9 protein-coding genes are annotated in these 13,496 nt (G+C 46.6%); all 9 read right to left on the reverse strand.

Annotated features, from left to right (window positions below; genetic code table 11):
* Window positions 1-9: 9 nt before the first annotated feature.
* Entirely contained in the window at window positions 10-666 is a 657-nt protein-coding gene (locus K7B07_RS09545) for a GDSL-type esterase/lipase family protein (protein WP_223709208.1), read from the reverse strand.
* A 92-nt stretch (window positions 667-758) separates the two neighbouring features.
* Window positions 759-1,136 (reverse strand): GxxExxY protein, encoded by a 378-nt coding sequence (locus K7B07_RS09550; protein WP_223709209.1) that lies wholly within the window; start codon window positions 1,134-1,136, stop codon window positions 759-761.
* A 100-nt stretch (window positions 1,137-1,236) separates the two neighbouring features.
* Complete coding sequence (locus K7B07_RS09555) at window positions 1,237-2,994, reverse strand: family 43 glycosylhydrolase (protein ID WP_223709210.1); 1,758 nt, start codon at window positions 2,992-2,994, stop codon at window positions 1,237-1,239.
* 208 nt (window positions 2,995-3,202) lie between these two features.
* Window positions 3,203-4,450 (reverse strand): glucoamylase family protein, encoded by a 1,248-nt coding sequence (locus tag K7B07_RS09560; protein WP_223709212.1) that lies wholly within the window; start codon window positions 4,448-4,450, stop codon window positions 3,203-3,205.
* A gap of 2 nt (window positions 4,451-4,452) precedes the next feature.
* Complete coding sequence (locus tag K7B07_RS09565; RefSeq protein WP_223709213.1) at window positions 4,453-5,817, reverse strand: glucoamylase family protein; 1,365 nt, start codon at window positions 5,815-5,817, stop codon at window positions 4,453-4,455.
* A gap of 68 nt (window positions 5,818-5,885) precedes the next feature.
* Window positions 5,886-7,547 (reverse strand): glucoamylase family protein, encoded by a 1,662-nt coding sequence (locus K7B07_RS09570; protein ID WP_223709214.1) that lies wholly within the window; start codon window positions 7,545-7,547, stop codon window positions 5,886-5,888.
* Between the two features lie 96 nt (window positions 7,548-7,643).
* Window positions 7,644-8,498: a LamG domain-containing protein gene (locus tag K7B07_RS09575; RefSeq protein WP_223709215.1), complete on the reverse strand. Its 855-nt coding sequence runs from the start codon at window positions 8,496-8,498 to the stop codon at window positions 7,644-7,646.
* 22 nt (window positions 8,499-8,520) lie between these two features.
* On the reverse strand, window positions 8,521-10,074 hold the full coding sequence (locus K7B07_RS09580) for a RagB/SusD family nutrient uptake outer membrane protein (RefSeq protein WP_223709216.1): 1,554 nt from the start codon (window positions 10,072-10,074) through the stop codon (window positions 8,521-8,523).
* 22 nt (window positions 10,075-10,096) lie between these two features.
* Window positions 10,097-13,381: a TonB-dependent receptor gene (locus K7B07_RS09585; protein ID WP_223709217.1), complete on the reverse strand. Its 3,285-nt coding sequence runs from the start codon at window positions 13,379-13,381 to the stop codon at window positions 10,097-10,099.
* Window positions 13,382-13,496 lie beyond the last annotated feature (115 nt).

A 13,496-nucleotide genomic window follows, 5' to 3' on the forward strand; every position in this document is an offset into this window, starting at 1 on the left:
GGATCACGGTTATTTTTTGAGATAGGGCCGGATAATATTTTGCCAGATCCGGTAACCGCCGGCATTCATATGCAGACTATCACCAAGGAATATGGAAGGCATCGGGCGGCCGTTCTCTCCCAGCATGGCCGGAAACACATCGATGTAGCGCACATTTTTCTGTTTTGCGATAAACGCCTTTATTCCCTCGTTGGCTTCCTGTACCTTGTTAAAATACCTTGCCCGCACAGGGCTCGGCTTTATGGAAATAAAATCAACCGGCACTTTCCGGTTATATCCCCTGATAAGTCCATAGAGTTGTTTAAAGCGGCTCACGGCACTGTCAGCCGGGGTGGCATCATTTGCCAGGTCATTCTCCCCGCAGTAGATCACGATCTGCCGGGGCCGGTAAACCGGTACAAGGTCGTTGAAATAATAGATCAGGTCTTTTAACGTGGAGCCGCCAAACCCCCGGTTGATGATCGTATAGCCGGGAAAATAATCGCTCACATCCTTCCATTTGGTAAACGAGGAGCTGCCAATAAAAAGGATCGCTTTTTGCGGCGGTGCCTGTTTCCGGTCCAGTTCTTTAAACTGCTGAATGTCTTTATAAAATGGCGGATCCTGGGCTAACACCGCAACTACATGGATGAACAGTAAACCAATCAACAGACAAATCTTCTTCATACTTTTATTTTTTCCCAAATTTAAGTCCACTTTGCCGCTTAAAAGAAGGTTGGTTATTTTTTCTCACTGATGCCACAGAATGGCGCAGACACCTAATTGATGATCCTGATCAAACTTTCTTTACTTACGATTGAATTGCAATTAAAGTTAACAAGTAATCCAACCTTTTTACCCGATAATTTCAGATAAGTCAGCAGCTGCTTTTTATGCACATCATGTAACACTTCTATCGATTTGACCTCAACTATAACGGCATCCTCTACCAGGATATCCACTCTAAAACCTAATTCAAGTTGCACCTGCTCATATATCACAGGCAATCCTACCTGTGTTTTTATATTCATCCCATTTTGAATCAATTCGTGTGCCAATGCAGCTTCATAAACGGATTCTAATAGACCAGACCCTAAGATTTTATGCACTTTAAATATAGCACCTCTGATCTGATACGTAAGCTGGTTTATATCCATATTCGTCTTTTCCAAAGGTTAGTAGATCAGGTATTACAGAACATAAAATTCTGTGCCTGTCTGTGTGATCTGTGAGCTATGTATTTTTCCAGCTACGAATTTAATCCACTTTTATGATTTTACTTCGCTCACTGATCCCATTCTCATTCACGGCCTCAATACTGTAATAATAAGTTTTCAGACCATCCATCGCCTTCATCCAGTATTCATTATCCGAATGCACCATAATGCAGGTATACAGCTTATCGGGTGCCGTTCCGTAATGGATGTTGTACGCATAGGCATTATCCACGGGGCGCCATTTGACATACGCGCTCCGCTTATCCTTTTCGGTGCGCAGTACCACAAAATCCTGTACCTGCTCTGGTTTTGCGCCATTCCCGTTGCCAAATACCCTCAGTCCGCTGATGGCAAATTTACCTGTAGGCATGTGTTTGTTTTCCAGGCGTATGAACCGTGCCTGCACCGGCTTTTCCAGTTCCACATAGTCGTGCGGCACATCTTTTTTATTGTTGCTTTTATCAGCCAGTACCTTCCATTTCTTTCCATCTTCCGAATACGACAATACATATTGATGATACTGTTCGCCAATCTTTCCAAGGTGATCCTGCTCCACGTCCTGATCGGCATAATTGATCTGTACCGCATGCACCGTGGAGGTATTTCCCAGGTCGGACTGGATCCATTCTCCTTTATCTCCTGTTTTGGCGCTCCAATAGGTTTTGATCTTTTCATCCACGGCGTTGTTCGGTACATAATCTCCCAGGGTGGAAGAGACCTGGACCGGCTTATTATAGTTCAGCAGCATCCAGCCGGTAAACAGGGTACGCATGGTATCTCCGACCTCCCCGTCCAGCGATGAGGGGAGATAAGTGGGATAGTCTCCAAAAGCCGTGTTGCAATACATCACCCCGTCCTTGTCAAAACCTGCTGGCCAGATACCGATACGGCGTTCAAATGTATTCTTGACAGAAATGATCCCGGTGGAAACATGCCAGTAGTTGTTAAAACTGTCCTGGAAGGTAGCTCCGTGCCCGGCACCTCTCATAAATCCGCCTGTTTTGATGCTATAAGGATCTGATTGCGGGGTAAAGGGTCCCAGCGGACCATCACCCACCACCACGCCATCGGCATATCCGCTGAATTCCGTACCCGGTGCCCCGTATTGTAAATAATACTTACCATTGTATTTTGTCATCCAGGCGCCTTCGATAAAGGGATCTAAAAAAGTATTGTCCATATATTCCCCGAACCGCTGCCAGCCGTACCGCCAGCTTTGCAGGAAATACATTTCTTTACGGGTGCCTAACGGTTGAAATGTTTTCCGGTTCAGTTCGATGCCATACAACGGGTACACGTTGCTGCTGCCGTTGTACATATAGAACCGGCCATCATCATCCGTAAAGAAGGCGGGGTCCCATCCCCCGATCTCAAAAGAATCCACCAGGGGTTTCCATTCGTTCTCTTTTGGATTGGTGCTCATCCAGAGGGTGAAATTTTTTGTATAGGTAGAGCCGAACACCAGCATGGTATCCCCGACAATACTCACCGCCGGTGCACAGAGTTCATCGTAGGTATTGGTATTCCAGGGCCGCAGGAATTTTTTCGAAACAAAGTTCCAGTTGAGCAGATCGCTGCTCCACCAGTATCCCCACTGGTTGGTGCTGAAGAGATAGTAATCGTTCTTATAATTTACGATCACCGGATCTGCCGTGGCGCGGTGCCGCCCCCATTCACTAAAGTTTGGAATAGGCGTGTAGCCGTAATCAATATTGATCGGGTTGCAATAGGTCTTCTGGGCAACCGACCATTTTAAAACAAAAAGCATCAGGAAGGATAATAATAAATATTTTTTCATTCTTGTTTGTTTTTGATCTCATGTCGCTGATTCGCTGATGCATCATGCCACTAAGACGCCAAGACACAAGGAAACACTAAGCCTATATATCCCATTTATCATAATACCTGTTTTCCATTGCCGGTTCTTGGTTGTAACTGCAGGAATAATCCGGTATAATCCGATGCCTTGTGTAGCGGTATTGCCAACAAGGCGCCGGACTGCAGCTTCACTTCAAATGCGGACTTTTAAAACCCAGTTTTTTCAACCCGCGCTGCACGTCCTTATCTTTCATAAACCATTTCCACAATAGGCCGGTGCGGTAGTTCTCGATCATGAGGATAATGGCGCCCTGGTTGATGGCGATGTGGGAGCCGGCATACCATTTCCTTGTTTCATTATAGCTTTCCGAAAAGCCGTATTTGCCCCAGATGCGGTGCCCCAGCACCTCATAAAAATAACGCAATGCCGCCAGGGATGCCTTTGGGCGGTAGGGTATACTGGAAATGGCTGCCGCACAACAAATGGTGCCATTGTCTTTAACCGGCGAATGTTCCCGGTACCTTCTTTTATAATCACATGCCGACAATCCCCAGGAATGCTTCCCATAATTTTTAAAGCCTTTGGGATTGTCCACACAATACCGGTAATTGATCCATACATGCGCTTTATTCTGCTTTCCGTAATCGGCAAAACGATCTTTCAGCCCCTTCGGGTCCAGCCCGGTAAAACTATAATGTGCAAAGAACAATGGTCCGCCGAGGTCTGGCCCCAGCGGCAGCTTTGTTTTATAAAACGATTTCCCGTTTTTCATATCGCCGCCCCGGGCCCATCCGGTTTCATATACTTTCCTTGAAACGGAATGTTCCGGTGCCGCCGCTGCCAGTATGTAGGTGATGAGGGCTTCATTGTATCCTTCTATCTTTAAGTTCATTGCCCATCTGTATTCCGGGCTCCAATGCCAGTACAACACATCCCGTCCTCTTGTAAACCAGCTCCACTCTACCTGGCGCCACAGCCGGGTAATTGTTGTTCGGATGGTTTGTTCTTCCTTATTCCTGCGCTTAAAATATTGCCGCACAGTCAGTAACCCCTGAAACAGGAATGCTGTTTCTACCAGATCGGCACCGTTATCTTTTTTTGCAAAGGGGATGGTCTTACCCGTACGTCCGTTGATCCAGTGAGAAAAAGCGCCATGATGTTTTTCCGTCCTGTCTAAAAAGGAAACGATCTTCAGCAGACGTGTCGCTGCCTGCATGCGGGTGATCCATTTCCGTTCCACAGCCACGATAAGGGTCATTACACCGAATCCGGCGCCGCCTGTTGTTACCACGTCTTTATAATGTTCATGATCCCTTTCTTTCGGCAGGCCGCAACCGGGGTGGGCAAAGTCCCAGAAGTAGGAAAAGGTCTGCCGTTGCACCAGGTCCAGCAACGCCGCTTCTTCTAAATATGGAAAGCGTTCTTGTTTTGTCATGCTTATTTTTGATAGGCATTGGTAAAACCCAGTTTCTTTAAGCCCCCCTGAACTTCGGGGCAGCTCATAAAAAGATTCCAGAGCAGACCGGTACGGTAATTTTCGATCATGACCACGATGGGTCCCTGGTCGATGGCCAGGTGGCTTTTTGCATACCAGCCCTTTGTTTCATTAAAAGCATCGGTAAACCCGTACTCACTCCATATCTTGCTGCCCAGGTCCACGTAAAAATGCCGCAAGGCTTTCATCGATTGCTGCGGGGTATAGGGGAAGGCAGCCAATGCGGCGGTTGGTGTAATGGTTCCGTTATCATTCGAAGGCTGATGGGCGTCATATCCCCCGGGATCATCGCTGGCAGTAAGTCCCCAGCAGTTTTCGCCATAGCCTTTAAATGCCTTTGGATTGTCTACACAATAAGAGTAATTAATAAGCGAGTGATGCTGATTCTGTATCCAGTAATCGGCGTATTGATCTTTTAATCCTTTAGGATTCAGCCCAAGAAATGAATAATGGGAAAAGAACAAGGGACCGCCATAATCAAAACCCAGCGGCAGGGTGTATTTATAAAATTGTTTGCCGTTCTTAAAAAAATCACTTTGCGCCCAGCCGCGGTCGTAGACCCGCCGGCTCACGGGATAACGTTCGCCGGAAGCCGCCAGCACGTAAGTGATCAGGCATTCGTTAAATCCTCTCAGGGGGAAATTCATGGCCCAGCCGTTATTGGGGCTCCAGTGCCAGTACAGCACTTCCTGGCCTCCGCGGGTGAACCAGTCCCATTCCACATCATTCCACAGCCAGTTAATCCGGTTGCGTAATTCCTGCTCCACAGGAAGGGCCTTATCAAAATACTGCCGCACGCACAGCAGGCCCTGCAGCAGGAACGAAGATTCTACCAGGTCGGCACCGTCATCTTTCCGGCTGAAGGGGATCGTTTTACCGGTAGCGCCATTGTACCAGTGCGGGAATACGCCATGATAGGAATCCGCCTTCGACAGCCACTTTACCATTTTCAGCAGGAACCGTGCGGCAGTATCCCTTCCTATCCAGCCGCGGTTCACGCCTGCAACAATGGCCATTACCCCAAAGCCGGTTCCGCCGGTGGTTACCACTTCCTGTCCGTAGTCGAACGACTGGTTGCTCCGTTCTCGGGCCATACCGCTTACGGGATGCGCAAAGTCCCAGAAATAGCGCAGGGTCTGTTTCTGAACCAGATCCACGAGTGCGGAGTCCGAGATATTACGGTCGATTTTAAGGGTGTAGGGGATGGCGTGCCGGGTGCTGACTCCGGAGTTTTGCCCCCGGACACCGAAGCTCCCAGCTGATAACAACACTCCAATGATAAAACACCTGACCTTTAGCATTTCCATATCCGAGAATAAATTTATTTTTAATTAAAACAGCGTATGCGGTTATTTTCTTTTATCCGCTCTCCAGCTCAAAAAGTAAATCCCAGTTTTTTCAAACCGGTCTGTACTTCAGGCGCATTCATAAAAAGATTCCAGAGCAGGCCGGACCTGTAATTTTCAATCATTACAATGATCGGACCCTGATCAATCGCCAAAAATGCGTCGTCGAACCATGCTCCGTTATTCTTCAATACATCCAGTGAAAAGGCGTCCACAAACCCGTATTCCTTCCAGAGTTTATCACCCAGTACATAGTAAAAAAAATGAAGTGCCGCCATCGACTCTTTGGGTGTATAGGGAAAGGAGGATAAAGCCGCTGTGGGGGCAATAACGCCCTGGTCATTCAGCGGGGAACTTGCGGTATATCCATCTTTGGTATTGCTTGCTGTAAGCCCCCAGACAGAGTCACTATAGCCATAATAATTCTGAGGATTGGCCTTACAATAACTGTAATTGATCAGCGCATGGTTTTTATTCTGTGTAAAATAGTTGGCATAAGCATCGGAAAGACCATTAGGGTTCAGCCCCATGAACGAATAATGTGCAAAGAACAGCGGGCCTCCGAAATCCGGACCCAGGGGCAGCGGGTAGGTGTAAAAGCTTTTCCCGTTCTTTATTTCCCCGTTCCGGGTCCATCCTTCATCATATACAGTCTTCGGGACCGGGTAATTCTTTGAGCCGGCCGCAAGGATATAGGTGATGAGGCATTCATTCCATCCCTGTATCTTCAGGTTCATTGTCCAGGCATTATCAGGGCTCCAGTGCCAGTACAATACCGGCTGATCATTTTGCCGGAACCAGCTCCATTCCACGTTGTCGATAATCGCATTGATCGCTGTTCTTAATACTGCTTCATCTCCAGGTCCGGAAAAATACTGCCGGGCACAAATAAGCCCCTGCACCAGGAAGCCGGTTTCCACCAGGTCTGCTCCGGTATCGTTGGTGCTGAAGGGGATCGTTACTCCGGTGCTCCCGTTCAGCCAGTGCGGGTATGCGCCGTGATAGGTTTGGGCGGTATTCTTTAAAAAAGCGACGATTTTCTGCATCCGTTGAAACCCGGCATTTTTTGTAATAAATCCCCGTTCGATGCCTGTTATCAACGCCATTATCCCAAAACCCGTACCACCGCTGGTAACAAGGTCTGCCGGGTGTTTTGATCCTTCCCGGATCATGCCGGAAACCGGGTGGGCAAAATCCCAGAAGTAGTTGAAGGTCTGATGCTGAACCTTGGTCAACAACGATTCATCGGAGATCGGTAGAAATTTCCTGGAGGAGTCCAGTTTAGTAACAAAGCTACTATTAACAGACTGCTGTAATGTACCACCGGATGCAGACTGCAATGCAGTGCTTACGTTAATAGTGTACCTAGTGAGAAACGCCAAATTATTCGTCGGTTGAATGGTAATTGCAGAATCCCCATCAACTGACACAGCACTCGTTGCAGCAGCAACACCGTTGGCGTCATTTAAAGTAATAGCGTTTACAGTGGCCGCTTTAATGGGTTGTGAAAAATACAGCGTGATTTTCGGGTTAACGGGAGTATTTAATAAGGGAGTATTCAACCGAAGCCCATTTATTACTATTCTATCCAGCACAGGATTTTTAATTGATGCCGGCGGTGGAGCAATAGTGTCCTTTTTACTGCCACAAGAAAATAAAAAAACAGTCCCTAATATTAAAACACGTAACATAGTTCAAGTATCCTCTTTTATCGCAACACATAATAACCCAAAGGCTATTTTATAAAATCAAACCCCGACTCGTGCTATTCTTGAAAAATCCGGCGTTCATTTTCCCCGGCGTTCAAGTATCGCAATAGCTGATACTTCAATAGCGGTCAATGCCTTGTTAAATATCCGTACTTCATCAAGCTTCCCCGATAAATATCCCGCCCAGCTTTCACCTGCGGAACCTGTGGTGCTACTGGGCACTGTCATAAAGTGGAGCGCTCCAAATACAATCGGCCCAACATTAGAAAACTGAGGCTGATCCGGAACCGGAGTTCCGGTTTTTGTAGCCATTAATGAGCCGTTAACATACGATTTCACCACTCCAAGAGAATCATAAGTGATGATATAATTTGTCCAGTTATTAAATGCTGTGGGAACATCCTGGTTGCCGTTATCCGCCTGATAGTTTGCCGGTGTATTATTATTGTTCCTGAAAATTGTTTTAAACCGGGCCACTCCTGCCGGACCGTTGTCGAGAAAAATATTCACATTGGCCCAGAATTCAGATTGATGTCCGATACTTACCAGCCCTGTAGCACCCACATTTTGTGGTGTATTCACCCACAGACTGATCGTATAAGCCTTTAAATTTTTAATGGCATCTGAAGCAACCGCAGTGGCGTAAGGCTTGTTTTCAGGAGCCGAGCCTGTTAATGCCTGACCTTTAATCCCTTCCGAAAAGGTCATTCCATGATTTGTGCCACTGGAACCTGTAACACCGTCTTTAACATCTCCGTCAAAACTCCAGTACCCCACCAGATTAGCAGGTGCAACCTGGTCTGCAGCAGTATATCCTCCTGCCACAGGCGGCACATCCCCTGGTGGAAAATCATCATCTCTATTTACCTTGGTACAGGAATACATTGCTATCCATAGTAAAGCAGCAAACATTTTTATATATATCTTTTTCATTTTACTTCATTTACCAGGTTAATTAATAATTGGGATTCTGTTTTAATCTACCTCCGCTGAAATCAATCTGCACCTGAGGTATAGGGAACAATTCGTGTTTACCTGCGATAAATGGTTTTCCCAGCGCCTGCATAACCGTTGCTGCCTGTCCGGTTCTTACCAGATCGAAAAAGCGGTCTGCTTCCATGGCCAGTTCCACACGTCGTTCCTTCCAGATATCCGCGATGGTTGCTGAAGAGGTGGTCAGACCAGCTCGCGTTCTTACTTTTGCTAAGGGGGTCATTGCGTCTTTGCCGGTATGAGCCGCAGCTTCAGCATTAATCAATAACACCTCAGCGTATCTCATAAGACGAATATTTTTTGGCCTGTTATCTTTATCTGTGAGCAGCCCGTTGCACGACAGCGATTCTAAAAACGGGCTGTGGTATGCTTTATAATTATATCGGTCACCAACAACGGCCGGTTGTGCCGGTATCGTAAAGCCATCCCAAAGTACTGTTGGGGTGCTTCCTGTAAAAATAATGGTAGCCGCCCTTCTTTTGTCGTTCGCTTCATATGCTGCAGCCAGATTTGCCGAAGGGGTATTCAAACCGAAGCCCAGATCGCCTCCTGTCCACGACTGACCCGCTACAATCTGATTCGGGAAGGTTCCTCTTGGTGCCTGAAAGTTGCTGTAATTTTTACTGATGGCATTACAGGATCCATCGGTGGCTCTGTTGGGACCGGTTTGTACTTCAAAGATCGATTCAATATTATTGACACCCCCTTCTGATACTGAAGCAGCTTTTTCTCTAAATATCTTTGCATAATCTGTTGCCAGGTCATACTTACCGGAATTTATTACCGCCAGCGACAGATCGTAGGCGCCCTGCCAGTTCTGCTGATACAGGTACACTTTTGATAGCAATGCCTGCGCTGCTCCTTTTGTTGCCCTTCCTACTATAGCGCCCGCTGCTCCTTTTTCCGGTAAATTTTCAACCCCATAGGAAAGATCCTCTATGATCTGAGCGTATATTTCCTCTTTGGAAGCTCTTGTTTGAAACTCATCATTATTTTGTTCTGCGGGAGTAACAACCCTTGTCAATTTAGGCACTCCTCCAAAGATCCTTACGAGATTAAAGTAATAATATCCTCTTAAAAAACGCACTTCGCCTATCAGCTGCTTTTTCACGGTTTCATCATAGGTACCCGACTCCAGTACGCTTAATGCAGAATTGATCCTTCCAATGGAGCTGTAATACTCTCTCCATACGTCGTTAAATATTCCTGTATTGGGTGTTTGTGTAAATCCATCCAGGAAAATACCATCGAACCCAGGATCCGACGCTACGGAACCTTTGTCCGCATCATCGGAGGTAACATCACCTATTATTACCAGTTTCAAGCCAACGGTTCCCTGTAAATAAAGTGTATTATATGCGCCGGCAACCAGCTTGTCTGCCGCCGCCGGGTCTATGAGTGCCTGATCGACTGTAAGCTTTCCCTGTGCAGGTACATCCAGGAAGCCTCTTTTACATCCGGTAAAAACAGTTGCTGCCGCTATCAGGAATGCTATATATTTTAAATACTGTTTCATCTTTAAAATCATTTTAAGTTTTCTAAAAACCCAGGTTTATTCCTATTACATACGTCCTCACGGAAGGATAGGTATTTAAGTCCACACCCTGATCCAAAGACGCGGCTCGGGGATCACCAGCATTAACCGTCAGAATCTCCGGTGTAAATCCGCTGTAAGGCGTAATGGTAAACAGGTTTTGAGCAGACAGGTAAAGGCGGCAGTTTGAAACCTTTATCCGATCGAGAAAGGGAGATTTCATCGTATACCCTATTGTAAGATTATTGAGACGGAAGAAGTCGCCACTTTCAATAAAATAGGTAGAAGCGGGTAATGCGCCTGCATTGGCACGTGGTACCCCGGTGTTTGTGTTATTGGGCGTCCATCGGTTTTTTGCCACAGATGCCTCAACATTGTCTGTAAGCTGGTTGACGCCCCTTGCTGCTTTTTTCCCATTATAGATCTTGGCGCCAGACAGGCCATATCCTCCAAAACTCAAATCGAAATTCTTGTAGGCAATATTACCATTCACACCATAAGTGATTTTTGGCTGATAAGAGCCGGAAAAAGCACGGTCGAAGTCATCGATCTTTCCATCCGGGGTACCATTAGGCCCGCTCAGATCCTTATAAATAAGATCACCGGCCCTGGCATCCGGCTGCGCAGATGCGTCGATCTGTGCCTGGTTCTGGAAAATACCCGCCGCCTGTAGTACATAGTAACTTGCTATCGGGTATCCATTATCCGTCCGGGTAACATTATAATTACCTGCAGTCCCCCCTATAAGGGGCTGCCCGCCATTCAGTTCTTCAATATTGTTTTTATTGTAAGCAATATTACCCCCTAAAGAGTAGGTCCAGTCATTCCCTATTTTGTCATTCCAGTTCAATCCCAGCTCTATCCCTTTGTTGGATATCGTAGTCGCATTGGTAATATACTTGTTGTCCGCATCGAAAACAATCGCCGAAAGTCCTATTTCAATAAGCGCGTTGTTTGTTTTTTTATCATAGTAATCAATAGTACCACTCAACCGGTTCTGAAGCGTGGCGAAATCTAATCCAATATTCAGTTCTTTTGTGATCTCCCAGCGCACATTCGGATCGGAGGCCTGGTCGAAAGCGATCCCCTGGATTACAGAAGAACCTGACGGAAAATAATAAGGTAGGTTTTGAGTTGCTACAGGAGTGAATCGATCAGACGGAATATTGTCGTTTCCCTTTGCGCCATATCCCGCTCTTAATTTCAACACATTGAATGCCTCCTGGTCTTCCATAAACGACTCTTCAGCAATATTCCAGCCAAGCGCCACCGAGGGAAAATAACCATAGCGCTGGTTGCTGCCAAACTTCGAGGAGCCATCAGCCCTTAATGTAGCGGTAATTAAATACCGGCTATCATAGGAGTAAAATACCCGTCCCAGGTAAGAAAGTCTTGTTCTCAGGTCACCGTCATTTTGTACCGTCTGCGAACCCGCTGAGCCTGCATTCAGATACCATTGATCTTTATTCTGCGGCACATTGAGCGCAGATCCTTTAAAATTATTAAATCGTTGCCTTTCTGCCACAAAACCGGCAAGGGCCGTCAGGCTGTGTTTATTAAATGTCTTGGTGTAGGTAAGTGTATTGTCCCAGATCAGGGTCGACCAGTCGTTTTTTTCTGCCGTTAATGTACTGGCAGTGCGCGACTGGTTGCCGCCTCCTTCAATAAATGTGGATGTATCACTTAAAAAAGGATAGGCATAGGTAGTATTTTTGAAGAAGTTCAGATCAAAATTTAATGCCGTTCTGAAGGTGAGCTCTTTGATCGGCTTCAGATCAATGCCAAAATTTCCCTGAATCCGATTCGTAATAAAGTTGTTGTAGTTCTTGTCAATTACCAGCAGCGGATTGGACACATTTCCTGCCAGCGAAGTATTGCCATATTTATCGCCTGTTTTTGAGGCCACATACGGAGCCGCACGATAGGCAAAACCAAAAGCATCCGCATTGGGGTTATTCCCATCTCCCCTGGTATACGACAGTTGTGAATTAAATTTTATCCATTTATTCAGCGTGTATTCGTTATTTGATCTTAAGGTAAATCGATTAAACTGATTGTCCTTTTGGATCCCTTCATCCGAAAGATAACCGGCACTCATGAAAAACAGAAACTTATCATTCCCTCCCGACATGGAAAGATTGTGCGATTGCTGAAAGGCCTTTCGCAGTATCACGTCATACCAATCCGTATTATTACCCACAAGTTTCGCCGGGTCGATAAGGTTCTGCCCACTCCCATAATAATTGCTGGCCTCGTTCAGATAACCGGCATACTGTTTTTCCCCGGCCATATCCACCAGGTTTGTGGCTTCTTTTATGGCAGCCGTACCGGTATAGTTAAAAACAGTTTTTCCTGCCCGGCCTTTTTTTGTGGTAATAATGATTACCCCGTTCGCCCCCCTTACCCCATAAATTGCAGTTGCCGATGCATCCTTCAAAATGTCCATGGAAACGATGTCCGCGTTATTAATATTCCGGATATCATCGGTAAGCACTCCGTCCACAACATATAGCGGATTAACTCCAGCCATCACAGATCCGGTACCGCGGATACGAACATTTGGATTCGAGTTAGGTTCTCCCGATCCGATGATCTGTACCCCGGCTACCTTACCCTGCAACGCCTGTGTTGCGGTCTGTACCGGCTGCTTGGCCAGTTCTTCCCCTTTTACAGAAGCCACAGATCCTGTCAGGTCGCGCTTCCGGGCGGTTCCATACCCGATCACCACCACCTGGTCCATCAGTTGCTGCGAGGGCTTCAGGGAAATGGTGACGCTGGTACTTCCATTCAGCGGGTACTCCTGCTCTTCATACCCCACTGCGGTAAATACCAGCACACTGTTGGCATCCGGTACAGAAAGGGAAAAAGTACCCTCCGCATTGGTAGCCGTACCAACCGTGGTTCCTTTTACCTGTACCGATACGCCGGATAAAGGCGCACCGGAACTGTCCGTGACCTTACCGGTGACGGCAATGTCCTTTCTGGCCAGCGAGTCTTCCCGGATAACGATCAGGTTGTTGTCCATTTTCCGGAAGGTCATGCCCGTATTGAATAACAACATGGGCAGGATCTGGTCGATGGTCGCTTCCTGTGCATTCAGGGTAACTTTCGACCGCAGTTCCGGCAGGTCGTTGTTGTACAAAAAACGATACGATGTTTTTGCTTCTATGGATTTGAACACCTCCGCGATCGCTACCTTCTTCACCCTCAGGTTGATGTGCTCCTGTCCAAAGCCGCGGGCACATACATTAAGAGTAAAAAACAGCAGAAAGAGCATCGTTAGTTTCATAGCAAGTAAAACTTTTTTTGTTAGTGGAGCGCATGTGCGCCTTGTTAAGCATCTCATGTGATAAATATTACATTTTTAATAATATCACATGAAGCATTCGTTATATAGCTTCATG

This window comes from Niabella beijingensis, assembly GCF_020034665.1.
Taxonomy (GTDB): Bacteria; Bacteroidota; Bacteroidia; order Chitinophagales; family Chitinophagaceae; genus Niabella; species Niabella beijingensis.